This is a genomic window from Cellulomonas sp. S1-8, from assembly GCF_026184235.1.
Classification (GTDB): Bacteria; Actinomycetota; Actinomycetes; order Actinomycetales; family Cellulomonadaceae; genus Cellulomonas.
The window spans coordinates 1,099,402-1,125,040 of the sequence record NZ_CP110806.1; the positions used below are offsets into that span (position 1 = coordinate 1,099,402).

Consider the following 25,639-nt stretch of genomic DNA (forward strand, 5'->3'; position numbering starts at 1 on the left):
GCACCGAGCCCGTAAGTTAGCACCGGGGCGCCCGGTGGGGCCGGGACGATCGGGAGACCACCACATGGCGGGGACGGGGCCGGGCCGCGAGACGGCGGCGCAGGTGCGGACGCGCGTGCGCGTGCTGCTCGCCGCGTGCGTCGTCGGGGCCGTCGTCGGCGGCTGGCTGCTGGCGCAGGGCGTCGCACCTGTCCTCGTCGTGGCGGCCGCGGCCGGCCCGCTGCTGCTCGCCGTCGGGCACCGCTACGGCTTCTGGTTCCTCGCCGGTGCGGTGGTGCTGCGTCCGCTCGTCGACTCGGGTGAGGTGCCGGGGGCGACCGGCGCCCTGGGTGTCGGCGTCCTGGCGCTCGGTCTGGTCGCGGCGCTGCACGACGTGCGCGCGCTCATCCTGCTCGCGCTCGCCGCCGTCCCCGTGGGCGTGGCCACGGCTGTCGGGTACCCCGCGCACGGGATGATCGCCATCGAGGAGGGCCTGCGCCTGCTGAGCGTCGTCGCCGTCGCGGCGGTCGTGCTGGCGGACCGTGCGCGTCCCACGCGGACGCGGGCCGCGCGCGTGGTGCAGGTCGCCGGCATCGTGCCGGCGCTCGTGGCGGTCCAGCAGGCCGTGACCGGGAGCGGGACGACGATCGGCACGACGATGCGCGCGTCGGGCACCCTGTCGCAGGCGAACCCCGCCGCTTTCTTCTTCACGCTGTGCGCGATCGCCTCGCTCGTCCTGGCGTTCGAGGGCACGCGTCGCCGTCTCGACCTCGCCGCCGTGGTCGGGTTCTCGGTCGCGGTCGTCACGACGGGGTCCATCACGGGCCTGATGTCGCTCGTCCTCGGGCTCGTCCTGTGCACGGTGCTCATGCGCGGGCTGCTGTCGCGCGCGACGGGGGTGCTGCTGCTCAGCCTCGGTGTCCTGGTCCTCGGCGCGCTGGCCTCCCCCGTGGGACGGGGCCGGCTGGCGGAGTTCACCGCCGCCCCCAGCGCCGAGGCCGAGGGCAACTCGCTGCTCTGGCGGTACGAGGCGTGGGGCAAGATCATCGACGCGTGGCAGACGTCGCCCGTGACGGGCCTCGGCCTCGGGGCGACGATGCCCGGCGGGGTGCTGGTGACGAACATCCCGCACAACGAGTACCTGTGGCTGCTCGCCGAGATGGGCGTGCTCGGGCTCGGCCTGCTCGTGCTCGTCGTCCTGGCCACCGTCGGCCTGGTCCTGCGCTTCGTGCGGCAGGGCGCGGCGCGGGAGAACGCCGCGCTCGTCGTGACGCTCGTGGCCGCGACGGCGCTCAACGCGTCCGCGGACAACACGCTGCACTTCACGCCCTCGCTGTACGCGCTCACGCTGCTGCTCGCGACGGCGTGGCGGTGCGCGAGCGTCGAGCGCGCGGTCGCGCGCGCGCTCGACCCGCCCGTCGGTCCGCCCCCCCACCTCGACCTCAGGAGAGCGCCGTGACCGACGCGACCCGCCCGCTGCGCGTCATGCAGGTCCTCGACCCGCCCGACGGCACCACCCGGTACGCCGACCAGGTCGTGCGCCACCTGCCCGCCGACGTCGAGATCACGTGGTTCACGTGGCGTCGCGCGTTCACGCAGCGGTACGACGTGCTCCACGTCCACTGGCCCGAGCGTCTCGTGCGCGACGAGCGCCGCGGCGGGGTGCGGACCTGGGCCAAGCGGGCCGCCTGCCTCGCGCTGGTGGCGCGGTGCGCGCTGCTGCGCGTCGCGGTCGTGCGCACCGAGCACAACCTGGCCCCCCACGAGCCCGGGGACCGCGTCGAGTCGTGGGTCCTGGGCGCGCTGGACCGCGCGACCGCGTGGACGATCGTGCTGAACGAGGCGACGCCGGTGCGACCCGGCCGCCCGCGCACCCTGGTGCGGCTGGCGGACTACCGCGAGCCCTTCGGGGCGCACGTGCGCCCCGACCGGGTGGCCGGGCGCGTCCTGAACTTCGGCATCATCCGGGACTACAAGGGGGTCGACAGGCTCCTCGACGTCGTCCGCGAGATCCCCGACGACGGCCTGACCCTGCGCGTCGTCGGCCGTCCCGCGACCGACCGCTGGCGGGAGGTCGTCGAGTCGGCCGCCGCCGCGGACCCGCGGGTCCGGCCCGTGCTCGACTTCGTCCCGGACGCCGAGCTGGTCGCGCACGTCGGCGAGGCCCAGCTCGTGGTGCTCCCGTACCGGGAGCTGCACAACTCCGGTGCGGTCCTGGTCCCGCTCTCGCTGGACCGCCCGGTGCTGGTCCCCCGTACCCCCACCACCGTCGACCTGCAGCACGAGGTCGGGGCGCAGTGGGTGCACCTCTACGACGGCGAGCTGACCGCCGCCGACGTGGTGTCGTCGCTCGCCGCGGCGGCGCGCATCCCCCCGGGGGAGCGGTCCGGGCTCACCGACAGGGACTGGCCGACGGTGGGCCGCCGGCACGTCGAGGTCTGGCGGGCCGCGGTCGCCGCCGTCCGTCACACCCCCGCGCCGGCGCCCGAGGACGTCCCCGCGGTGCGCGGGTGAACGTCGCGTCGCCCTCCTCCTGTGCTGCGTCCCGCTGTGTAGCATCACTCGGCGGGCCGGTCGCCCGCTGGGTGTCGACCTGCCCGCCCCCACACCGTCGTCGGAACCGTCCTTCCGTCGTCGGGCAGTGGTGGTCACCGACTCGGCCGACCAACGGAAGGGTCTGCGATGGACCTGCGTGAGCTCCTGGGTGCCCTGCGCAAGCAGTGGGTGCCGATCCTGGCTCTGACCCTCCTGGGCGCGGTCGCCGCGTTCGCGTTCTCGGTGAACCAGCAGAAGATGTGGACGGCGCAGGCCACGATCCTCGTGCGGCCCGCGTCGGGGCAGTCCACCGCGGACCTCAACAGCGGCGCCGTCTTCGTCGAGCGCGTCGTCGGCACGTACGCGGCGCTCGCGCGCACCCCCGTCGTGCTCGACCCCGTCGCCGACGAGCTGGGCCTCGAGTCGTCCTCCGAGCTGCGGGGCAAGGTGACCGCGGCGATCTCGTCCGGCACGACGTTCATCTCGGTCTCCGCGACGTGGCGGGACGCCGAGGGTGCCGCACGGGTCGCGAACGCCGTCGCGGACGAGATGCAGATCGCGATCGTCGACGCCGCCCCGCTGCAGCAGGGTCAGCCGTCGATCGTCGTGTCGTCGGTCGCGCCCGCGGTCGCCCCCGGCTCGCCGTCGTCGCCCGACGTGACGGCCAACGTCCTGGTCGGCACGTTCGCCGGCTTCCTCGTCGGCCTGGGCTTCGTGCTGCTGCGCTCGGCGCTCGACTCGCGCGTGCGCACCGTGGCGGACGCCCGGCGCCTGACGTCGTCGCCTGTGCTGGGGGAGATCGCCCCGCCCCGTCGGCCGTCGCGCAGCGCGATCCCCGACGCCGACCCGTGGGCGGAGGACTACCGCCGGCTGCGTACGAACCTGCGCCTGCTCGACGTGGGGGAGCGACCCGCGAGCGTCCTCGTCACGTCGTGCACCGCCGACGAGGGGGCGGCGACGGTGAGCCTCGGGCTCGCGCGCACCGCCGTCGAGGGGGGTCTGCGCACCGTCCTGGTCGAGGCGGACCTGCGTCATCCGCGCCTCGCGCAGGACCTGCGCCTGCCGGCCGGCCCCGGGCTCAGCGATCTCGTCGCCACCCGGGGCGACATCGCCGCGGCCGTCCACGTCGTCGACGGCGTGGACGTGCTGCCCGCGGGCGCCGCGGTCGCCAGCCCCGGGGACCTCGTGACGTCACCCGCGATGGGTGACCTGCTCGCACGGCTCGTCGAGGGCTACGACCTCGTCGTGTGCCTGGCCCCGCCGGTGCTGACCGTGACCGACGCGGCGGCGCTCGGCGCCGGCACCCACGGCGTCGTGCTGGTCGTCGGGCGCCCGCGCGTCACGAGCGACCAGGTCACCGAGGCCGTGAACGCCCTGTCGATGGCCGGCGCCAGCCTGCTCGGCGTCGTGATGAACGACGCGGCGTCCGTCGCGCCGGCGCGGTTGTCGCGGCGTGCGGCCGACCGTCCCGGTGCGCCGGGCACGGGGAACGCGCGTCGGCAGCCCGGCGCCCCGGCCGCCCCGGGCGCGGGCGGGTCCGTCCCCGGGCAGGCGGGGTCGCCGTCGAGCGGCACGTCGACGCCCGCTGGCGCCCCGGCCCGGCGCGGCGAGGGCGCGCAGCCCGCTCGCTGAGGGGCCGCGGCCCCGGGGCCGACCGGCACCGGCACCTGTACCGGCATCCGCACCGGCACCGGCCGGCGGCGCCGCGCTCTCAGCGCCGGACGACGAGCCGAGCGGTCCGCCACATCGTGACGGCGTCGCGCCGCACCGCCGGTACGGCCGCACCGACGACGACCGCCGCGACCCCGGCGGCGAGGACGCCGACGAGGACCTGCCAGAACGCCCCGTCGACGAGGCGGGCGGCCGCCCACGCGGCGGCGCCCACGGGGGCACCCACGGCGAACACGGCCAGCGCGGTGGTGCGGACGAGCGGTGCCACGCGCACCCCGGTCGCTCGGCCGAGGGCGACCAGCGAGACGACCCAGTACAGGACGTTCGCGACGAGGTGCCCGACGGCGACACCGACGGGTCCCCACGGCACACCGCCCAGGACCAGCACGATCATCAGCGGCTGCGTCCACAGCTGCAGCCGCAGCAGCTGGGAGGTGCGGCCCGTCGCGAGGTAGCCCCAGTACGCGATCTGCGACACGGAGCGGAAGATGCCGCCGAGGGCGAGCACCGCCAGGATCGGCGCGACCTCCTGCCAGCCCGCACCCAGCACGAGGTCGACGAGCGGCCCGGCGAGCGCGGCCGCGACCACCAGGAGCGGGACGGTGACGTAGCACGCGACGAGCTGCGCGCGCCGCAGACCGGCCGTCAGCTGCTCGCGGTCCTCGTGGACGCGCGCCAGCACGGGCACGGCGACGTTCGTCAGCGGCGCGTTGATCTGGTTGATCGGCACCATGACGAGCTGGTACGCCCGGGAGTACAGACCCAGCTCGGCGGGGCCGCGCACGGCACCGAGCGCCACGTTGTCGACGTTGCGCGTGACGTAGTTCAGCAGCTGGGTGCCCAGCACGTGCCCGCCGAACCGGAAGAAGCGCCCCACGGGCACGTCCCGGCGGTACCGCTGCGGCCGCCACCGTCCCGCGACGACCACGATCACGAGGATCGTCGCGGCCCCCACGAGCTGCTGCGCGACCAGCGCCCACACGCCCGCGCCGGCCGCACCGAGCGCCACGGCCGCGGCGATCCCGGCCGCGGGGCCCGCGAGGTCGGCGGCCGCGACGGTGCCGAAGCGCAGGCGCCGCGCGAGGTCCGCGCGGTACTGCGTCGTGAGCCCGGACAGCAGGAACACGGCGGCCAGCGGCGGCACGACGGCGCTCAGCTGCGGTTCGTCGTAGAGGAGGACGATCGCGGGCGTCAGCGCCGCCGCGAGCAGCGCGCAGGCCGTCCCCAACCCGGCGTTGGCCCAGAACAGGTTGCTGCGCTCGGCGGGGGTGACCTCCTTGGCCTGGACCGACGCGAGCGACAGCCCGAAGTCGCGCAGCAGGTCCGCCACCCCGATGACGGCGGTGACCATGGCGACCAGACCGAACTCCTCGGGCGTGAGCAGCCGCGCCAGCACCACGACCGAGCCGACCTGCAGGACGATGCGGGCGACCTGCGCGCCGACCGTCACGGCACCGCCGCGCGCGGCGGCCCCGGCGAGCGCCGTGCTCATGACCCGTCGACGGGAGCCGCCGACGGCACCACCGCGGTGTCGGCGGCGCGCGGCGCACCGTGGACGAGGCGACCCACCCGGTCCGCGAGCGCGGTGAGGCGGTCGCGCGCGGTGTCGGCGGCAGCGAGCACCGCGTCGCGGTCGTCGAGCAGGGCGTGCACCGCCGGCACGGCGACGGTCGCGTCGTCCGCCGGCACCGCCGAGGCCGCGAGACCCACCGTGGCCATCGTGCGACGGATCTTCGCCACCGCGTGACCGAGACCGACCGGGACCGCCCCCTCCGTGTGACCGACGACCACGGCGTGCAGCCGGTCGCTCACCACGAGGGCGGCGCGGCGGTAGACCGCCCGCACCCGGGCCTCGACGACGTCGTGGGCCCAGTCGTCGCCGTCGACCAGCTCGCCGTCGAGCCGCGCGGCCAGCTCCGCGGCGCGGGTGCGGTCCCGCCCGACCTGCGGGGCCACCACGACGGACAGCCCGCGGTCCGCCGCGACCGCCCGCACCGTGTCGAACCACGCGTCGGACGGCGTCCCGCGGTCGCCGCGCATCGACAGCGCGAGGACGTCACGGCCCTGCGACGGCAGGTCGGCCACGGACGTGCCCGGAGCGGTGCCGCCGGGGCCCGTCGGTCCCGCGGCCCAGCCCCAGTCCGGTGCGGTCGTGCCGGTGCCCACCCAGCGGCGGGAGTCGTCGTCGCGCCACGTCACCAGGTCGCACGGGGCCAGGCTCGCGCGCACGACCGTGCCCCACACCGGGTGCGGGGCACGCAGCCCGAAGCCGAGGTGCACGGCGTGGCCGCCGCGGAGCCGCGCGAGGGCCAGGAGGGGCGCCATGCGGGCGTAGCCGAGCGCCCAGGACCGCGTGAGCAGCGCCTCCCCGGCGTTGTGCGCGAGGACGTCGCCCTGCCGCGCGGCGGCGAGCACCTCCTGCTGCCACTGGGCCCGGGACGTGACGACCGTGTCCTGCGGTCGCAGGCGCAGGCCCGTGACGTAGTCGTCCGTCGTGTCGGCGAGCCGGACGACGAGCCGGCCGTGCGGGCGCAGCGAGTCGAGCAGCCCACGGCGCAGCACCGAGTCGCCGACGTTGTCGCTCTGGCCCTCCGCGGACACGAGGATGCGGGTCATCGGACCTCCTGGTCGCTGCCCGCGGCGGCGGACCGGGCGGGTGCCGGTGCGTCGGCGGTGTCGGGCGGCGCGTGGCGCCGCTCGGGTGGGGTGGCGTCCGGCGCCGGGCGCCACGCCAGGACGAGGACGAGGGGCAGCAGCGCGACCGGTGCGTACATGACCCGGTCCACGACGCCCAGCGGCACCTCGAGGAGCGCCGCGCACAGCAGCGCGACGAGGAACGTCGTCGGCCAGGCGTCGGTCTGCGCCGCCCGCACGGCCCGGACGCCGGCCGCGACCACGGCGGCGCCCACGAGCGCCAGCATGACGACACCCCCCGTGACCAGCAGCTGCACGACCTGGTTGTGCGCCTGGTAGGCGTAGCCGCCCAGCTCGCCGCCCTCGCGCGCGACCCTCGTGTAGTAGTCGGCGCCGTGCCCGAGCAGGGGAGCGTCCCCCCATGCGTCGATGCCTGCGATCCAGTAGGTCGCCCGGTTGGTGAAGGCGGTCGGGTCGCTCACGACGAACGGCAGCACGACGTTCGCCGTGCCGACCGCGCCGAGCGCGAGCGCGGCCAGGACGTCACGCCGGCGCCCGGCGACGTGCAGGGCGAGCGCCGTGACGAGCGCGGCACCGGCAGCGAGCCACGACGCGCGCGACGCTGTCCACGCCAGGGCGGCCAGGACCGTGAGCACGGCGGTCCACCGCAGCCACGCGCGACGCAGCACCAGGACGGCCGGCAGGCCGAGCGCGAGCGCGACGCCCAGGTTGTTGCCCGACGGCAGCACGCCCGCGAGGATGCCGAGCGCGCCGACGGGCTTCTCGTCGGCGACCGCCTCGGGCCGGACGTAGCGTCCTGCGGACGGCAGCAGCAGCCCGAGCACCAGGCTCAGCGCGGCGACGGCCGCGGTCGACGCGCCCACCGCGGCGACGGCCGCACGGCCGGGGCGCAGCAGGGTGCCGGCGGCCACGACCAGCGGGACCAGGACGACGGCGCGCGGCACCTCCGCGTCGTGCGCGATCAGCACGCCGAGCGCGACCGCCCAGGCCGCGAGGAGCAGCGCGGACGGGCCGAGCAGGTCGCGCCAGCGCCGCCGGTGCACCACCAGGACCGTCAGGCACGCGGCCAGGACGAGCAGGTTGCCGACCGTCCCGGCGAGCGCGACGACCGGCGGGTCCGGCACGGGCGCGGCGGTGATCGGGCGGAACTCCTTCACGCCGGTGAGCGAGTCGACCAGCAGCGGCAGGAGGAACCCGACCGTGACCGCGACGACGAGGCCCGGCTCGAGCCACGGCTGGAGCCGGGGCGCGGCGGTGGTCGACCGAGCAGCCCGCCGGTGCGACGTCCCGCGGTCGCTCACAGCGCGCCCGCCAGCACCTCGGTCGCCGGGAGCGCCGGCTGCAGGGGAGGCGGCACCGGGCGCCGGCCGCTCGCCCGGCGCGGGCGGCTGACGAGCAGCGCCGCGCGCCCGGCGGCCGTGGCGGCCGTCCACGCCACCCTGTCGAGGGCGCGCGGGGCGCTGACCCGGCGGATGCCGGCGACGATCGTCCCGATGACGACCTGGTCGCGCAGGCCCAGGAGGTCACGGTGCTTGCGCCGGTAGGCCAGCACCCCCTGGGCGCGCCGCTCGGTCTTGTCGGTGAGCTGGCCGCCCGCGTGGATCCGGTTGCGCACGGTGACGCGCGGCACGACGCAGTACCGCGCACCGGACCGCAGCAGGCGGACGAGCAGGTCCTGGTCGTTCGCGACGCGCAGCGCCGGGTCGAAGCCGCGGACGGCCTGCAGGACGTCGGTGCGGACCAGGAAGTTGCTGCCCACGAACCCCGGGTTGCGGGACACGACGTCGGGCACCCGCAGGCCGGACGTCATGCGGGCGAACACGAACGTGGGGTCGTCGGCGGCCGTCCAGGCGACCGCGAGGTCCGCGTCGTCGCGCGACAGCGACAGGTGGAGACGCTCGAGGTGCTCGGGCAACCACGTGTCGTCGTCGTCGAGGAACGCCAGCAGGGGCGCGGACGCGAGCGCCGCGCCCACGTTGCGCGACGCACCGGCGGTGCCGGCGGCGGGGCCGGAGCTGTCGACGTACCGGACGAGGCCGTCCGTGCGGTCCGTCCACCTGGCCACGACGGTGCGGGTGGTCGCGGACCCGAGGTCGTCGCAGACGAGGACCTCGTGCGCGGGGAGGGTCTGGGCCAGGACGGATGCGATCGCGTCCTCGACCTGCTCGTCGCGGTCGTGGGTGGGGATCACGACGCTGATCCGTGCGGGGAGCGGTGCGCGGCGCTCGCGGGGCCGGTACGCCGACGCGCTGCGGTCGGCACGCGCGACGGGTCGGCCCCGGGCGGCCTGCGCGAGGGAGCGCGCGACGACGCCGAGGAAGAGCGGCCCGCGCAGCAGGTAGCGCCCGGCGAGCCGGCTCGGCTCCTGCGCCAGCCGGTACAGCCACTCGGCGCCGATCGCCTGCACGGCGCGGGGTGCGCGCGAGCGCAGCCCGGCGGCGAAGTCGACGGCGGCACCGGCGCCGACGTACAGGGCGGGCGGCAGGTCGTCCCGCCAGTGCTCCACCCACGCCTCCTGCTTCGGCGCACCGAGGCACACGAAGACGATGTCGGGCCGCGCCTCGCGCAGGGCGTCGACGACGCTGCGCCCGGCCGGGTCGTCGTGACCGTCGAGCAGCGGGAACGGCAGGGCGACGACGTCGGCGCCGCTCTGCTCGCGCAGGTGCTCGGCCGCGAGCTGCGCGACCCCGTCACGCCCGCCCGTCAGCACGATGCGCCACCCCGTGCGCGCGGCGCGCGCGCACGTCTCGGGCAGCAGGTCCGCGCCGGTGAGGCGGTGCAGGTCGCGTGCGCCCAGCAGGCGGGCGAGCCACACCAGCGGTGCGCCGTCGGCGAGCAGCAGGTCGGCGTCCTGCACGGCCCGCGCCATGCGGGCGTCCGAGCGCATGAGCACCGTGAAGTCGGTGTTGGGCGTCACCGCGGTGAGGGTCGCGCTCGCGGGCAGCCGCAGCTCGAGGTGGTCGAGCAGGTCCGCCATGGACCCGGAGACCAGCGGGCGCCCGGCCAGGTGGGCGCGGCGCCTGTGGTCGACGGTGAGGACGACGTCGGCGGTCTCAGCCACGGGGCACCTGCTCCAGCTCGAGGATGCGGGACACGACCTGCTCGGCCGCGAGCCCGTCGACGGACGCGCGCGCACCGGCGCGCGACAGGTCGACCGCGGCGCGCAGGGCGGCGGCGATCTCGTCGGGGTCGCGTCCCGTGACGAAGCCGTTGGCGCCGCCGGTCACGAGCCGACCGGTGTCGCTGCCGTCGGTCACGACGGCGGGCAGGCCCGCGGCGAGCGCCTCGACGAGCACGCGGGGGTGCCCCTCGTAGCCGGCGACGGACGTCATCACGAAGACGCCGGAGCTGCCGAGCAGCTCACCGACCTCGTCCGGGGGCACGGCGCCGGCGAGCCGGACCCGGTCGGCGACCGCGGGGTCGAGCGCGGCGCGGCGCTCCGCCAGGTCGGCGGCGAGCGTGCCGGAGCCGATGACGAGGAGGGACCAGGGGTGCGCGGGGTCGAGCGCGACGAGCGCCGCGAACGCCTCGAGCGCGAGCAGGGGGTCCTTCATCGGCTCGAGCCGGCCGAGCCAGACCACGCGGTACGGCTCGGCGGCCTCGGGCCGGTACCGCACGACGTCGGGCTCGTACCAGTTGGGCGAGAACGCGACGCGCGGCGACCGCTCGCCGAGCGTGCGGGCGTAGTCCTCGTTGAACACGACGGTCGCGCGTGCGCCGCGCACGACGGACCGCTCGAGCGCGGCGTGCACGCGCGGCGCGCGGGCCCAGAAGGAGTCGGTCGCGCCGCTGGTCAGCCCGTTCTCCTGGTTGTGCACGAAGTGCACGAGCGGGGTGCGGGGGAACAGCCGCCGGGCTGCCCACGCGGTGTCGACGCGGTGCGCGTGGACCGTCCGCGCCCGCGGCAGCCGGTGCCGGTGACGCAGGGCGCCGAGCACGAGCCGCACCGAGTGCGGGACGCTGCGGCGCTGGTCGCTGGAGTCGAGCCGTGCGACGGGCAGGAACCAGATCGTGCGCCCGGCCACGTCGTGCCGCTCCCACCGCCCGACGGCTCGTCCGGGCGCCTCGCGGGCGAGCACGCCGACCACCGCGACGACGTCCTGCGCGGGGGCGAACCGCAGGATCCCGCGCACGACGCCGTCGACACCGCCGGGCACGGGGTGCCCGACGTCCAGCTGGTGGACGACGAGGCGGTCGACCGTGGCGGGGCGGGTGTCGTGCGCCGGTGCGGCGACGCTGTCGTGTGCCACGGGCATGCGGGCCTCCGCGTTCGTCTCGAGGGGTGCGGCCGGGCGGTCCGCGCCCGTCGCTCGGGCCCTCCGCACGCCTGTGACCGGTGGTCTGTGCCACCGTGGCCCGTCGTCGAGCCGTGGGGCGACGCTACCAACGTCGTGTGCCCCGGATGTGAAGGATGGGCGGATTTCGCCCGTTCAGCCCGACAGGTGGGCGAACGGGCGAATCGAACGAAGTGTCCACAATGTGACGACGGTCACACACCATTCACCCAGGACTCGCTATTCTCCCCGGAGGCCGTCGCCCGGGTGGACCCTTCCACTCACCCGTCCGGGTGATGCCGACCAGCTCCACCGCGTTCGCTCGTGAGCGCGCGTCCTTCACCCACGGGCGGTCCCCTCCGCCCCCGTTTACGTGTGGCGTCGCAAGCTCGTCGCTGCCCGACGTCCCGCGCCCTGGCGCGGGCACCGTCAGGAGGTCCAGCCCATGATCCGCTACCGATCCCTGCATTCCCGGGGCATCGCCGCTCTCGTCGGGAGCGCTCTCGTCCTCGGAGGGGCGACCGCGGCTCTCGCCGACCAGCGCACCGCCGTCGCCCAGCCTGCCGCGCTGACCGCGCCCGCCCACGGCGACCGCCTCCTCGTCGGGGAGCGCCTGGACGTGGGCGCGAAGCTGCGGTCCCGCAACGGCCAGTACACGCTCACGGTCGAGGCGTCCGGTGCCGCGGCCCTCCTCACGTCCAGCGGGGGTGCGCTGTGGCGCACCCGTGCCGCGGGCACGGGCGCCTACCTGACCGTGAAGGCGGACGGCAAGGTCGTGCTGTACAACCGCAAGGGCGTGCCGGTCTGGTACGGCCCGGCGGTCGGGCGCAACGCCGTCCTGGTCGTGCAGGACGCGGGCCACCTCGTCGAGTACGTCGGCGGCGTCGCCCGCTGGTGGACCACGCGCAAGGCCTACGCGCCGGTGCTGCGGATGCCCGCGGCAGCCGCGACGACCGCCCCGCGGCCGACCGCGTCGCCCACGCCGAGCCGGACGCCGGTCGCGACGCCGTCGCCCACGCCCAGCCCGACGCCGGTCGCGACCCCGTCGCCCACGCCGAGCCCGACGAAGGCCCCGGCGCCGAGCCCCACCCCGTCACCCACCCCGGCGCCGGCCCCACCCGCGCAGGAGGCCGGGGCGCGCGACGCGGCCGTCTACCCGTTCGCCTCGACGTCGATCTGGAACACCCCGATCGGGTCGCGGGCCGCGTTCGACGGGGCGACCAGCGCGCGCACCCTGAGCCTGAACAGCGGCGCCAAGCCCGTGGTCAACCGGGACTCCTGGTCGGTGTCGGTCGCTGCGGCCGTCCCGCAGGACACGCGCGTCACGCTGGAGGCCGTGCGCAACAAGACGAGCTACACGGCCAACATCCCCGCGGGGACCGTGGCGACGGCGGGTGAGGACAAGCACGTGACCGTCATCCAGCCCGACCGGCTCCTCGCGTACGACACGTTCAAGATGGAGAAGGTGTCGAACACGCACTGGGAGGCGCAGGTGGCCTTCCCCGTGGACCTGCGGGGCACGGGCATGGGCACGGGCACCCGGGCCGCGGGTGTCCCCGCGGTGGCGGGCCTGATCCGGGCGCAGGAGCTCGAGCAGAACTCGATCAAGCACGCGCTGGCCCTGGCGATCCCGGGCGAGATGCTCAAGCCCGGACCGGTCTGGCCCGCGTCGCGCCAGGACTCCGACATCAGCGGCTACACGGGTGCCGTCCCCATGGGGACGTTGTTCGCGCTGCCGCCGTCGGTCGACGTCTCCAAGCTCGGGCTGTCGCCCGAGGGCACCGCGCTCGCACGCGCCCTGCAGGACTACGGCGCGTACGTGGTCGACCGCGCCGGGACCGTCGCGCTCTACTGCGAGCTCGCGTGCGACGACGACGGCTACGAGAAGCTGCGTGAGGCATGGCGGGTCCTGCACCCGCAGGTGCGTGCGGTGGCGAACAGCTCCGCGAGCTCCGTCGGGGGTGGCGGCTCACCGCGCGTCCCGCTGCTGGCCGACGTCGGCTGATCTCCGCGTCCGACCGGTCGCGACACCCCGGGCCCGCCCTGCCTCGTGCAGGGCGGGCCCGCGTGCGTTGTGCGCGGATTTGCCACGAGTGCGGCTCTTGCGCCGGCGGATGTGACGACCGTCACGACGCTGGACCTCTCGCGGGCCGCACGAGCGCCTTCGCCGCATCCGCGCAGGTCATCCGCCGCCGTCGCACCTGTCGCATACCTCCGACGCCGGGTGAAACCAGCGCCTGGGTCCGATTTCATGGATCGTCCTGTTAAGTCTTTGAAACGTTCCACCGATCTACAGATCAGCGAGTCACGCCGACGCACCGAGCCCACACGGGGCCAGTCGGACGTGCTCGTGGGGGGGTCGTTTCTCGTGTTCCACCGTCGCTCGCTCTGCCTGTCCGTCGGCATCACACTCGTCGCCGGACTCACCGCCACGTCCGCGTCCGCTGCCACCGCGGCGCCCGTCACGTCGCCGTCGCCCACGTTGTCTGCGAGGTACGTCTCCGTGGTCGGCGCCTCGACCACCGCCGTCGGCGATCGGCTCGCCGCCGGCCAGAAGCTGACGGTGGGGACCCAGCTGGTCTCGCGCGACGGCCGGTACCGGCTCGCGATGCGCGCCGACGGGTCGGCCGCCGTGCTGGACGCCGCCGGTACCGCGCTGTGGAGCACCAAGGCCGCCGGCTCCGGCGCCTGGTTCCAGCTGCGCGACGACGGCAAGACCGTGCTGTTCTCGAGCAACGGCGCCGGCTCCTGGTACGGCCCGCCGTCGGCCGCGGGCGCCGAGCTCATCGTCCTCGACACCGGCGCGATCGCCGTCTTCGTCGCCAAGAAGGCCGTCTGGTGGAGTGCACCGGGCCCGTCGGACCCTGGCGCCGGGGTCGTCCAGACCGGTACCGCGCCCGCGTACCCCGTGACCGCGCCGACCCCGACGCCGACGCCCACCCCGACGCCGACGCCGACGCCGACGCCGACGCCCAGCCCGACCCCGAAGCCCACCCCGACGCCCCCGCCCGTGGCGGCCCGCAACGCGGCCCTGCACCCGTTCTCCTCCACCTCGCCGTGGAACATGCCGATCGGCTCGAACGCGAAGTTCGAGGCCGCGACCGGCGCGCGGACGACGTCGCTCATCAACGCCGGCGGCAAGCCGGTCGTCAACCGCGACCAGTGGTCGGTCTCCGTCTTCCTCGCCACGTCGTCCGACCCGACCGCGACGCTCCTCGGGGTGCGCAACAAGACCTCCTTCCAGGCCGTGCTCCCGCTCGCGACCAAGCCGACCGGTGGCGACGACCGCCACGTGACGGTCGTCCAGCCGGACGGCGTCACCGCGTACGACGTCTACAAGTGGGACTCGTACAGCAACGGCGTCGCGTCGACGCAGATCGCCAACAGGCTCGACCTGCGCGGCAACGGCCTCAACATCGGCGGCCGTGCAGCACGCGTCCCCTCCACCGCGGGCCTGATCCGCTCGCAGGAGCTCAAGGACCTGGCCATCAACCACGCACTCGCGCTGGCCGCGCCCGGCACGGTGCTGAAGTCCGGCTACGTGTGGCCCGCCTCCGCCCAGGACACGGGCGGCGAGACGACCTACACCGGCGCCGCCCCCATGGGCTCGCTGTTCGCCATCCCCGGCTCGGTCGACGTGACGAAGCTCGGGCTCTCGCCCGAGGGTCTCGCGCTCGCCCGCGCCCTGCAGAACTACGGCACGTACCTCGTGGACCGCGCCGGCACCAACGCGCTGTACTGCGAGCTGGCCTGCGACACCGCGCAGTACGAGGCCCTGCGGGTCGCGTGGCGGACCCTGCAGCCGCACGTCCGTGCAGTCACCAACAACACGGCGACGACGGTCGGGGGCGGCGGCACCCCGCGCGTGGCCCTCTCACCCGAGGTCGGCTGACCTCGGCTCACGACGGTGAGCGGGTGAAACCCGCCGCCATCCGGGCGAAGTCTCCTTGACAAGCGTCCATCCCACTCGTCCCCCCGGTTAGTGTGTCCGAATCGTCGCGATTGATCGAGAGAAACCGGATTTGCCCGGTGCCTCCGCTCGCGACATCCGATGACGGACACCCCGGGGGGACGAGTGCGTATTGCCATGGTCGGCACGCGTGGGGTCCCGGCCCGCTACGGCGGGTTCGAGACCTGCGTGGAGGAGGTCGGGTCGCGGCTGGTCGAGCGCGGGCACGACGTCACCGTCTACTGCCGGGCGCCCGACGGGGCGGACCGGCCCGCGTCGCACCTGGGGATGCACCTCGTGCACCTGCCGGCCGTCCGGCGCCGCGCGCTCGAGACCGTGAGCCACACCGCGGTGTCCGTCGGGCACCTGCTGGCCCGCCGGACGGACGTGGCGTTCGTCTTCAACGCCGCCAACGCACCCTTCCTGCCCGCGCTGCGTGCGCGGGGCGTCCCGGTCGCCACCCACGTCGACGGTCTCGAGTGGAAGCGTGCGAAGTGGTCGACCGGTGGGCGCCGCTACTACCGCGTCGCCGAGGCGATGGCCGTGCGCTGGTCCGACGCGCTCATCGCCGACGCCGAGGGCGTCGCCGCGTACTACGCGTCGGAGTTCGACACCCCGACCGTCCCCATCTCCTACGGCTCGCACCCCGTGCCGCAGTCGTCCGTCGACCGCGTCGCGGAGCTCGGCCTCGAGCCGGGCCGGTACCACCTCGCGGTCGCCCGCTTCGAGCCGGAGAACCACGTCGACCTGGTCGTCGGCGGCTACGTGCGCTCCCGGGCAGTGTTCCCGCTGGTCGTCGTCGGGTCCGCGCCCTACGGGCAGGAGTACACGGACCGCGTCCAGAAGCTCGGCGACGAGCGCGTGCGCTTCCTCGGAGGCGTCTGGGACGCGGAGCTGCTCGACGGGCTCTACGCGGGCAGCCTGAGCTACCTGCACGGCCACTCGGTCGGTGGCACCAACCCGTCGCTGCTCCGCGCGATGGGCGCGGGCGCGTCGGTCATCGCCTACGACGTGGGCTTCAACCGCGAGGTGCTCGGGCGGGCCGGGCTGTACTTCCGCGACGCGATCGACGTCGGCGCCCGCATCGAGCGGACCGAGGCCGACCCCGTCGCCGCACGGGCACGGGGCGAGCGCGCGCGGGCGGAGGTCGCCCGGTACGACTGGGACGACGTCGCGCGGCGGTACGAGGACCTCGCGCTGGAGCTGCCGGCGCGCCGCGCGGCCGCCCCGCGCGCCACGGGGCGTCGCGCGATCGGTGGCGCCTGGTGAGCGACGAGCAGGCCGCGGGGCGCCGGACGTGGCTCCCCGGCGCCCTGGCCGGGGTGGTGGCCGCTGCCGTCGTCGTGGCCGCCGCGCTGGCCACCGCCGCGAGCGACCCGACCGCCACCGGGCCGACGTCGTCGGCACCGACCGCGGCGCCCACGGTGGCGTCCGCGACCGCGGACGCCGTGACCACGTCGGCACCCGACGACGCGCCCGCGGCCCCGGGCACCGACGCCTCGACCCCCGTCCCGTCCGCGTCGCCGCTGGCGCAGCCGGTCCAGGACGTGGTCGACCTGGTCCTCGAGCTCGAGAGCGGCTCGCAGGTCGCGACGCCCGTGGGTCTCGGCGCGGACGTCGAGGCGCTGCCCGGCGTCCGGGTGGCGATCGACCGGGTCCAGGTCGTCGACGGTCAGGGGGTCGGTCCGGGGGAGTCGAGCGGCCCGGCGCTCGCGCTCGACGTGCGCATCACCAACGACTCCGGTGCGGCCGTCTCGGCCGACGGGCTGGTCGTCAACATCTACGGCACCGACGGGGTCCCGGGCAGCCAGCTGCTCGGCGACCCGCGCTCGGTGCCGCTGCAGGGGGACATCGCAGGGGGAACCTCCGCTCAGGGGGTGTACGTGCTGACGGGCCCGGGTGGGAGCACCACCGGGCCTCACGTGGTCTCGATCGCACTCGGTGCCGGCTCGGCCACCGCCCTCGTCGTCCTCACCCCGGAAGCAGGCTGACCCATGCCGTCCCGTGCCCCCCGCACGCCCCGCCGCCTCGTCGCGGCGCTGGGCGCGGTCTGCGCCCTCGCCCTGCCCCTGGTGCTCGCGCCCGCCGCGAACGCCGCCGCCGTCGTGCCCGCGGCCCCCGTGGCCGCCGCACCCGACGCGGTCACCACCGCACCGACGGGCCCGCCGCCGGCGATCACGCAGCAGACGGTCTCCACCGACGCGCTGCCGACCGTGCAGACCAACGGCATCGTGTGGGCGCAGGTCGTGGTCGGCACCACCGTCTACGCGACCGGTGACTTCACGAGCGCGCGCCCCGCGGGCGCCGCGCTCGGCACGAACGAGACCGCCCGGGGCCGGCTGCTGGCCTACGACATCCGCACGGGCGAGCTGATCGCCTCCTGGGCGCCGACGATCAACGCGGTGGGCCGCGCCATCGAGGCGTCCCCCGACGGTCGGACGATCTACGTCGGTGGCGACTTCACCGCGGCCAACGGGTCGACGCGCGGCCGGTTCGCGGCCTTCGACGCGACGACGGGCGCCCTGAGCACGACGCTCAAGCCGCTCGCCAACGCGTCCGTGCGCACCATCCTCGCGTCGGGCAACACCGTCTGGTTCGGCGGCAGCTTCGAGAACGTGACGGTCGCGCCGGCGGCGTCGGTGCGCAAGCCCCGCGTCGCGGCGATCAACGCGACGACCGGGGCGCTCCTGCCGTTCTTCACCGCGGCGAACCCGGCACAGGTCGAGGCGCTGGCGCTGACGCCCGACGCGGCGCGCCTCGTCATCGGAGGGCGCTTCCAGTACCTCAACAACATCTACAACCCGGGGATCGGCTGGGTCGACGCGACGAGCGGCGCCGTGCTGCCGTTCCCGGCGAACACGGTGGCGAAGAACTGGGGCTACGCCGCGGGCTACTACAGCCTGACGGTCACGGGTGACCAGATCGTCGGCACCGGGTTCGGCTTCATCAAGAACGCGACCAGCGCCGCCAACGTCGAGGGCATGATCTCCGCCGACGCCACGACGGGTGAGCTGCGCTGGATCCAGAACTGCCTCGGCGACTCGTACGACGCGTACTCGTCGGCGGACGGCTTCCTGTACCTGGCGGGTCACCCCCACACGTGCGCCAACGCAGCCGCGTTCCCCGAGGCCTCGCCGCGCATCTTCCGCTACGGGCTGGCGTTCACGCAGGACGCCCGCCACCCGACGGTGAAGAACGCGGCGTCCGGGTACGCCGAGTGGGCGGGCACGCCGTCGCCCGCGATCGGCAACTGGTTCCCCACGTTCACGCCCGGCACGTTCTCCGGGCAGGCGCAGGCCGGCTGGTCCGTCGAGGGCAACGACGACTACGTCGTGTACGGCGGGGAGTTCCCGACCGTGAACGGGACCCCGCAGATGGGGCTCGTGCGGTTCGCGCGGCGTGACCTCGCGCCCAACGCGCGGGGTCCGCAGGTCACGGGCACGACGACCCGCCCGTCGGCCGTCTCCCGGGCGCGCGGCACGGTGCAGGTCTCGTGGCCCGTCAACTGGGACACCGACGACGCGACGCTCACCTACACGGTCGTGCGCGACGGCGACACGGCGAACCCGGTCGCGGTGCTCACGCACACCGCCGCGTACTGGGACCGCTCGCGCATGTCGTTCACCGACTCCGGCCTGGCGAACAACCGCTCCTACTCCTACACAATCGTCGCCTCCGACCCGTGGGGCAACGCGGTCACGTCGCCGTCGGTCTCCGTGACCACCACGGGGGCGAGCGCGTCCCCGCTGTCGCTGTACGCGCAGACCGTCCTGGCCGACTCGCCCGGCAACTACTGGCGCATGGACGACACGTCCAACGTGCTCGCGTCGTGGACCGCGGGCAGCAACGGGGTCTCGCCCGGTGCCGCGCGCGGCGTCGCGGGCGTCGTCCCCGGCGACCCGAGCACCGCGATGACGTTCACCGGGTCGTCGTCCTCCTACGCCCGGTCCGGGTCCACCGAGACCGGCACGGACACCGTCTCGATCGAGGCGTGGTTCCGGACCACGACGACCAGCGGCGGCAAGATCGTCGGCATGGGCACCGGGTCGAGCGGCTCGAGCGGCAGCCACGACCGGCACGTCTGGATGGCCGACGACGGCACCGTCAGCTTCGGGGTCTACCCGCAGACGACCAAGGTCGTCACGTCGCCCGCGGCGTACAACGACGGTGCGTGGCACCACGTGGTCGCCACGCTCGGCGTCACCGGCCAGCGGCTCTACCTGGACGGCGCCCTCGTCGGCCACGATCCCGGCGTCGTGTCGGCGCAGCAGCCGCTGACCGCCTACTGGCGGATCGGCGGTGACGCGCTCGGCGGGTGGGCACCCACGGCGACGTCCGGCTACTTCGCGGGCTCGATCGACGAGGTCGCGACGTACAACAGGATCCTCACGCCCGAGCAGGTCGTCCTGCACCACACCATCGGGTCGACGGGCGAGCCGCCCAACCAGGGACCGACGGCCGCCGTCACCGCTGCGGCCGAGCGGCTGACGGTCGCGCTCGACGGCACCACGTCGAGCGACCCCGACGGCACGGTCGCCGCGTGGGACTGGGACCTCGGCGACGGCAGCACCGCGCAGGGCGCCACCGTGGCGCACACCTACGCCGAGCCCGGCACGTACACCGTGACGCTCACGGTCACCGACGACGACGGCGCGACCTCCCAGGTCGCGCAGGAGGTCACGGTCATCACCGGGCTGCCCTCGGCGCAGCTCACCGTGGCGGCGGACCGTCTGACCGTCGCGCTCGACGCGTCCGCGTCGAGCGACCCGGACGGGACGCTCGCGGCGCACGACTGGACGTTCGGCGACGGCGTCACCGGCACCGGCGCCACCGCGGAGCACACGTACGACGAGCCCGGGACGTACACCGTGACGCTCACGGTCACGGACGACGACGGGCAGGTCGCCACCGCGAGCCAGGACGTCACGGTCGGCACGGGTGAGCCCGTCGCGTCCTTCACGACCGCCGTGGACCGCCGCGTCCTGACGCTCGACGCGGGCGGGTCGAGCGACCCCGACGGCGAGATCGTCGACTGGCAGTGGGACCTGGGCGACGGGACCGCCCTGACCGGGCCGACCGTCGTGCACACGTACGACGGGCCGGGCGCGTACCTGGTCACGCTCACGGTGACCGACGACGACGGCCAGGTCGCGTCCGCGACGCGCAGCGTCATGGTCACGCTCGCCGACCCGGTCGCGGGCTTCACCGTCACCACGGCCCGCCTGGCGGCGGCGTTCGACGCGGCCGGCTCGTCCGACCCCGACGGTGCCCTCGTCTCCTGGGACTGGGACTTCGGTGACGGCACGACGGCCACGGGCCCGACGGCGGAGCGCGAGTTCACCGCGGCCGGGACGTACACCGTCACCCTCACGGTGACCGACGACGACGGTCGCACCGGCACGACCGCGCAGGACGTCACGGTCGCGCTCGCGGCGCCGGAGGCGTCGTTCGCCCTGACGTCGGCGCTGCGGACCGTGCAGGTCGACGGGTCCGCGTCCGGCGACCCCGACGGCACCGTCGTCGCGTGGGACTGGACCTTCGGTGACGGCGCCACGGCGAGCGGCCCGACCGCGTCGCACACCTTCACGACGGCGGGCACGCACACCGTGAGCCTCACCGTGACCGACGACTCCGGGCTCACCGCGACGATGGACCGCACGGTCGAGATCGCGCTCGCGGCGCCGTCGGGCGCGTTCTCGGCGGTCGCGTCGCAGCTCGCGCTCGCGGTCGACGGGTCGGCGTCCGCGGACACCGACGGCACGGTCGTCACCTGGGACTGGGACTTCGGCGACGGGGGCACGGCCACCGGCACCACCGCGTCGCACACGTACACCGCGGCGGGCACGTACACCGTCCGCCTCGAGGTGACGGACGACACCGGTCTGACGCACGTCGCGACGACCGACGTCACGGTGACCCCCGCGCCCGCCGTCCTCGGCCAGGACACGTTCACGCGCGCGCTCACCGGGAGCCTCGGCGACGCCGAGGTGGGCGGCGCCTGGGTCGCGACGGCCGGGGTGTCGAGCGTCGCCGGCGGCGTCGCGCGGCTCTCGCTGGCGACCAAGAACTCGGCCGCGGGTGCCCGGCTGCCCGGGGCCGCGGGGGCCACCACGGTGACGCGCGTGACGTGGGCGACCGACAAGCGGGCCAACGGCCTGGGCTCGTACGCCCTGGTCCGCGGCCGCATCGCCGCCAACGGCGACGAGTACCGCCTCAAGCTGCAGCTCGACGCGTCGGGCAAGGTCAACGCGCGCCTCGTGCGGTCGGTGTCGGGCACCGAGGTGCTCGTCGCCGGGCCCGTGACCCTGGCGGGCACGCTGCCCGTCGGCGGGCGGGTACGGTCGGTGCTCTCGGTCAGCGGCGCGTCGCCGACGCTGCTCCAGGCCAAGGTCTGGTTCGACGGGCAGGCGGAGCCGGCCGGGTGGACGCTCGAGGCCACCGACACCGCGGCGTCGCTGCAGGTGCCGGGCCACGTCGGTCTGCACGCCTCGCTGTCGTCGTCGACGACGAACGGACCGGTCGTCGCGTCGTTCGACGACCTCCTGGTGACGGAAGGGATCGGCTGAGCATGACGGCTCCCGCGCGCGTGGTCGTGGTCCACCCGTCCGACGAGATGTACGGCGCCGACAAGGTGCTGCTCGAGGTCACGGGGATCCTGCGCGCGGGGGCCGCCGGCACGCCGGTGGACGTGCACGTGCTGCTGCCGGACGACGTCGACTACCCCGACCGGCTGCTCTCGACCGAGCTGACGCGCCGCGGTGTCCCCGTCGACGTCGTCGCGCTGCCGGTGCTGCGCCGCGACTACCTGGGTCTGCGGGCGCTCCCCGGTCTCGTCCGACGGGCGTGGTCGACGTGGCGGCTGCTGCGCCGCGAGCGTCCGGACGTCGTCTACCTCTCGACGTCGGCGACCCTCGCGGTCGCGCCCCTCGCCCGCGCGGTGGGTGCGCGCACGGTGCTGCACGTGCACGAGACGTGGTCGGGCACGGAGCGACGCCTGCTGGGTCCGCTGCTGCGGGCCTGCGGGACCGTGCTGGCGGTCAGCCGGCCCGTCGCGGACGCGCTGCCGCTGCCCGCGGGCCGTGCCACGGTCGTGCACAACGGGTTCGACGTGCCGGTCACGACGCCGGGCCGGGCCGCGGACCTGCGGGCCGAGCTGGGGGTCGGTGACGACGAGGTGCTCGCTCTCGTGGCGAGCCGCTGGAACGCCTGGAAGGGTCACGACGTCCTCCTCGAGGCGTGGGCGGGGCTCGCGCGCACCGACCTGCACCTCGCCGTGCTGGGCGCGCCGCCGCCGTCGGGGGGCACCGTCGACGTGCCGACGATCGTGCGCGGCCTGCCCGACCCGACGCGCGTGCACGTGGTCGGTGAGCGCACGGACGTCGCCGACTGGGTGTGCGCCGCCGACGTCGTGCTCGTGCCCAGCACCCGCCCGGACCCGCTGCCGACCATCGCGATCGAGGCGGCCGCGCTGGGACGCGCGGTCCTGGCGTCGGACTCCGGCGGGTTGCCGGACATCGTCGACGACGGCCGCAGCGGGGCACTCGTCGCGACGGGTGACGCCGCGGCCTGGTGCGCGGCGCTCACGCGGCTCGACCGTGCCGAGCTGGTGCTCCAGGGTGAGCACGGGCGGGGTGTCTACGCCGAGCGCTTCCGGCGCGAGGCGTTCCGGGATCGGTTCGCGCGCGCCGTCGCCGGTGCGCTGGACGAGGGGGAGCACGTGCCGACGAGCAGGGGGACGCGATGACGACCACGACCACGGGCCGGTCGCCGCTCGCGCGGTACCGCGAGGGCGTCGCGACGCTCGCCGCGCGCCAGAAGTCGTCGAAGGGCGCGCCCGCGTACTCGCGGTGGGTCAACCGCGGCATGGGTCGGCGGCTCGCCGCCGCGGCGAACGTCGTCGGGCTGACGCCCAACGCGGTCACGGGGCTGTCGGCGCTCGCGACCTTCGGTGCGATCGCGCTGCTCGCGACCGTCGCGCCGACGCCGGTGGTGTCGGTCGCGGTGGGGGTCCTGCTGGTCCTGGGGTACGCGCTCGACGCGGCCGACGGGCAGCTCTCCCGGCTGCAGGGCACGGGGTCCCGGGCGGGGGAGTGGCTCGACCACGTCGTCGACGCCACCAAGACCGCGTCGCTGCACCTGGCCGTCCTGGTCGGGGTCTACCGGTTCGGCGACGTGCCCGACGCGTGGCTGCTCGTGCCGCTCGTCTACTCGGTCGTCTCGTGCGTGTTCTTCTTCGCGGTGACCCTGACCGACCAGCTGCGGCGCGCCGCGCAGCAGCGCGAGGCGATGTTCATGGCCGCGGACGGCACGTCGTCCACGGCCTACTCGCTCGCGGTGCTGCCCACCGACTACGGCGTCCTGTGCCTCGCGCTGGGCCTCGTGGCGTGGCCGGCGGTCTTCTGGCCCGTCTACGCGCTGCTCGGTGCGGCGACCGCCGGGTTCCTGCTGCTGGCGCTGCCGAAGTGGTACCGGGAGATGCGCCGGTCCTGACCGGTCAGTCCGCGACTGCGGTCGCGGGCAGCGCGGCCTGCCCGTCGAGGTGGGCCTGCCCGTCGACGTGCGTCTGGCCGTCGAGCGCGGCGAGCGCGCGCCGCAGGATCGTGCTCGACGTCGCGACGGTGTACGGGAAGTACACGACGCGGACGCCGACCTCCGCGAAGCGGCGCTCGAGCGCGGCGCCCTTCGGCGTGCCCCGCCAGTCGTCGCCCTTGAAGAACACGTCGAACGGGCGCTCCTGCCACGTGACGAGCTTGTCGGGCTGGTGCTCGACGTACACCTCGTCGACGTAGCGCACGTGACGGACGATCTCGGCCCGCTCGGCCGTGGGGACCACCGGCCGGCGGCCCTTCGCGAGCTCGAGCATCTCGTCGTCGACGACCCCGGCGACCAGGTGGTCGCAGTGGTCGCGGGCGTGCCGCAGGATGTTGAGGTGGCCGACGTGGAACAGGTCCCACGCTCCCGGTGCGTAGCCGACGATCATCGGGTGCCTCCTGCGGTGGTCGTCGGGACGACGTCGGCCCGGGTCTCCGGGTCCCCGGGGTCCCGGGTACCGGGCGCTGGGTCGGCCGGCGGGTCCGTCGGGGCGGCGTCGGCCGCGCGACGTGCGGTGTGGGCGGCGGCGCGCGAGCGCATGAGCCGCATCTTGTACGCCTCGACGGGGCGTTCGACCCAGAACCACACCGCCACCCCGAGGCCCGTGCCGGCCACGACGGCGAGCGTGAAGACCACCGGTCCGGGCAAACCGGGGAGCAGCCGCTCGACGGCGACGGCGACCCCGAGGTGCGCGAGGTAGATCGCGTACGACGCCAGGCCGATCACCTGGACGAGCCGCAGACCGGCCACCCGCCCGAGCGTGGTCCGCAGCAGGCCGTCCTGGCGCTCGAGCCCGTAGAGGATCACGGCGGCGGCCGCGATCGCCTGCAACGAGTAGCGCAGCGTCTCGCGGAACCAGGGGTCGCGCACGAGGAGCGACGTCAGGTAGAGCGCGAGCGCGAGCACCGGGACCCAGCTGCTGCCGATGGCCCGGCGCCACCGCGGCGAGAGCGTGCCGTGCCGTGCGTGCGCGAAGACGACCGCGGCGAGGATGCCGAACGCGATCCCGTCGGCCCGGGTGTCCGTGCCGTAGTAGACGCGGCGGTGGGCCTCCTCGGCGCCGACGGAGGCGACGACCACGAGGCGGACGACGAGCGCACCGACGACCGTCGCCAGCGCGAGCGCGGTGAGCGCCGCGAGGCGGCGGCGCAGCAGGACGGCGCCCATCCAGACGAGCGCGAAGACGATGTAGAACTGCTCCTCGATCGCCAGGCTCCACACGACCGCCGAGCCGGGCAGCACGTCCGGCACGCCCTGCATGTAGACCCAGTTGAAGGCGAAGAAGATCTGGGCGGCGAAGGCACCGCCGTCGACGTGGTTGCCGAGCGCGGCCCACACGACGGTGGGGAGCGCGATCAGCAGCAGGAAGGGCGGCGCGAGCTTCAGCACCCGGCGCAGGTAGAAGTCCGTGAGGCGGAAGCCCCCGGTGCGTTCGTGCTCGACCAGCAGGATGTGCGTGATGATGAAGCCGGAGATGGCGAAGAAGATCGTCACCCCGCTGCCCCCGGGGACCACGTGCCCGAGGCCCGCGTGCGCGACGACCACGAGCATCACCGCGAGCGCCCGCAGCGCGTCGACGTGCTCGTAGCGTCCCCGCGACGACACGCCGAGGAGGGCGGGGGTCGAGGGGGCGCTCGTCACGACGGCCTCCGAGGGGCTGGGGGTGGGCCGCGGACGTCGTCGGAGCTGCGGCGAATGGTCCGGATCGTACCGAGCATGGACGGGCACCGACGAGGCCTGGTGCCCGGATTGGGCTGAACGGGACGGGTTTCACCCGCGCTGCGGTGCTTTTTGGGGGTTTTCACCCGGGTGCGGACGGGTGAATCGGCTCTGCCGCCATGTCCGAGATGTCCGTATCCGACGTATCGTCGAAGCCGTTGCCTGGTCAAGCGTCCAGGCAGTGGTGAGGCGCTCCCGCGCGACCGCCCCACGAGCCCCCGGAGGTACCGTGCGCACAGTCCCACGACAGGCTTGGCCGCTCGTC

General features: G+C 75.2%; 17 protein-coding genes. 10 read left to right on the plus strand and 7 right to left on the minus strand.

The genetic code is table 11. The features are described from left to right. Nucleotides 1-64: 64 nt before the first annotated feature. The 3 genes from OKX07_RS05020 (at nt 65) to OKX07_RS05030 (ending at nt 4,146) form a co-directional block, all read left to right on the plus strand. Complete coding sequence (locus OKX07_RS05020; RefSeq protein ID WP_265630756.1) at nt 65-1,438, plus strand: O-antigen ligase family protein; 1,374 nt, start codon at nt 65-67, stop codon at nt 1,436-1,438. Further along, complete coding sequence (locus OKX07_RS05025) at nt 1,435-2,493, plus strand: glycosyl transferase (protein ID WP_265630757.1); 1,059 nt, start codon at nt 1,435-1,437, stop codon at nt 2,491-2,493. The genes OKX07_RS05020 and OKX07_RS05025 overlap by 4 nt, the downstream gene beginning before the upstream one ends. A gap of 168 nt (nt 2,494-2,661) precedes the next feature. Next, nucleotides 2,662-4,146: a polysaccharide biosynthesis tyrosine autokinase gene (locus OKX07_RS05030; RefSeq protein WP_265630758.1), complete on the plus strand. Its 1,485-nt coding sequence runs from the start codon at nt 2,662-2,664 to the stop codon at nt 4,144-4,146. 79 nt (nt 4,147-4,225) lie between these two features. On the opposite strand, the gene OKX07_RS05035 is transcribed toward OKX07_RS05030, so the two are convergent. From OKX07_RS05035 to OKX07_RS05055, 5 genes are read right to left on the minus strand one after another with little or no spacing between them, the layout of a single operon-like run. Then, nucleotides 4,226-5,677 carry a lipopolysaccharide biosynthesis protein gene (locus OKX07_RS05035; protein ID WP_265630759.1) on the minus strand — a complete coding sequence of 484 codons (1,452 nt, stop codon included), beginning with the start codon at nt 5,675-5,677 and terminating at the stop codon, nt 4,226-4,228. Next, entirely contained in the window at nt 5,674-6,801 is a 1,128-nt protein-coding gene (locus OKX07_RS05040; protein WP_265630760.1) for a polysaccharide pyruvyl transferase family protein, read from the minus strand. The genes OKX07_RS05035 and OKX07_RS05040 overlap by 4 nt, the downstream gene beginning before the upstream one ends. Then, complete coding sequence (locus tag OKX07_RS05045; protein WP_265630761.1) at nt 6,798-8,141, minus strand: O-antigen ligase family protein; 1,344 nt, start codon at nt 8,139-8,141, stop codon at nt 6,798-6,800. Before OKX07_RS05045 ends, OKX07_RS05040 begins: the two co-directional genes overlap by 4 nt. Next, nucleotides 8,138-9,901 (minus strand): WecB/TagA/CpsF family glycosyltransferase, encoded by a 1,764-nt coding sequence (locus OKX07_RS05050; protein WP_265630762.1) that lies wholly within the window; start codon nt 9,899-9,901, stop codon nt 8,138-8,140. The genes OKX07_RS05045 and OKX07_RS05050 overlap by 4 nt, the downstream gene beginning before the upstream one ends. Next, complete coding sequence (locus OKX07_RS05055; protein ID WP_265630763.1) at nt 9,894-11,096, minus strand: glycosyltransferase family 4 protein; 1,203 nt, start codon at nt 11,094-11,096, stop codon at nt 9,894-9,896. Before OKX07_RS05055 ends, OKX07_RS05050 begins: the two co-directional genes overlap by 8 nt. Before the next feature lie 463 nt (nt 11,097-11,559). On the opposite strand from OKX07_RS05055, the gene OKX07_RS05060 reads away from it, so the two are divergent. The 7 genes from OKX07_RS05060 (at nt 11,560) to OKX07_RS05090 (ending at nt 23,553) form a co-directional block, all read left to right on the plus strand. Continuing rightward, nucleotides 11,560-13,119 (plus strand): hypothetical protein, encoded by a 1,560-nt coding sequence (locus tag OKX07_RS05060; protein WP_265630764.1) that lies wholly within the window; start codon nt 11,560-11,562, stop codon nt 13,117-13,119. A 363-nt stretch (nt 13,120-13,482) separates the two neighbouring features. Beyond that, nucleotides 13,483-15,006, plus strand: coding sequence for a hypothetical protein (locus OKX07_RS05065; RefSeq protein ID WP_265630765.1), 1,524 nt, complete (start codon nt 13,483-13,485; stop codon nt 15,004-15,006). A 195-nt stretch (nt 15,007-15,201) separates the two neighbouring features. Next, nucleotides 15,202-16,332: a DUF1972 domain-containing protein gene (locus OKX07_RS05070; RefSeq protein WP_265630766.1), complete on the plus strand. Its 1,131-nt coding sequence runs from the start codon at nt 15,202-15,204 to the stop codon at nt 16,330-16,332. Further along, nucleotides 16,329-17,054: a hypothetical protein gene (locus tag OKX07_RS05075; protein ID WP_265630767.1), complete on the plus strand. Its 726-nt coding sequence runs from the start codon at nt 16,329-16,331 to the stop codon at nt 17,052-17,054. Before OKX07_RS05070 ends, OKX07_RS05075 begins: the two co-directional genes overlap by 4 nt. Before the next feature lie 3 nt (nt 17,055-17,057). Next, complete coding sequence (locus tag OKX07_RS05080; RefSeq protein WP_265630768.1) at nt 17,058-21,629, plus strand: PKD domain-containing protein; 4,572 nt, start codon at nt 17,058-17,060, stop codon at nt 21,627-21,629. Between the two features lie 2 nt (nt 21,630-21,631). After that, the gene (locus OKX07_RS05085) at nt 21,632-22,807 is read left to right on the plus strand and encodes a glycosyltransferase family 4 protein (protein WP_265630769.1); all 1,176 of its coding nucleotides are present in this window, start codon (nt 21,632-21,634) and stop codon (nt 22,805-22,807) included. After that, a complete protein-coding gene (locus OKX07_RS05090; RefSeq protein ID WP_265630770.1) occupies nt 22,804-23,553 on the plus strand; it encodes a CDP-alcohol phosphatidyltransferase family protein in 750 nt (249 codons plus the stop codon). Before OKX07_RS05085 ends, OKX07_RS05090 begins: the two co-directional genes overlap by 4 nt. Nucleotides 23,554-23,557: 4 nt before the next feature. Here the strand turns inward: OKX07_RS05090 and OKX07_RS05095 are convergent, their stop codons facing one another. Together OKX07_RS05095 and OKX07_RS05100 are read right to left on the minus strand one after the other, a co-directional pair. Further along, nucleotides 23,558-24,043 (minus strand): adenylyltransferase/cytidyltransferase family protein, encoded by a 486-nt coding sequence (locus tag OKX07_RS05095; RefSeq protein ID WP_265630771.1) that lies wholly within the window; start codon nt 24,041-24,043, stop codon nt 23,558-23,560. Beyond that, nucleotides 24,040-25,296 carry an acyltransferase family protein gene (locus tag OKX07_RS05100; RefSeq protein WP_265630772.1) on the minus strand — a complete coding sequence of 419 codons (1,257 nt, stop codon included), beginning with the start codon at nt 25,294-25,296 and terminating at the stop codon, nt 24,040-24,042. Before OKX07_RS05100 ends, OKX07_RS05095 begins: the two co-directional genes overlap by 4 nt. Nucleotides 25,297-25,639 lie beyond the last annotated feature (343 nt).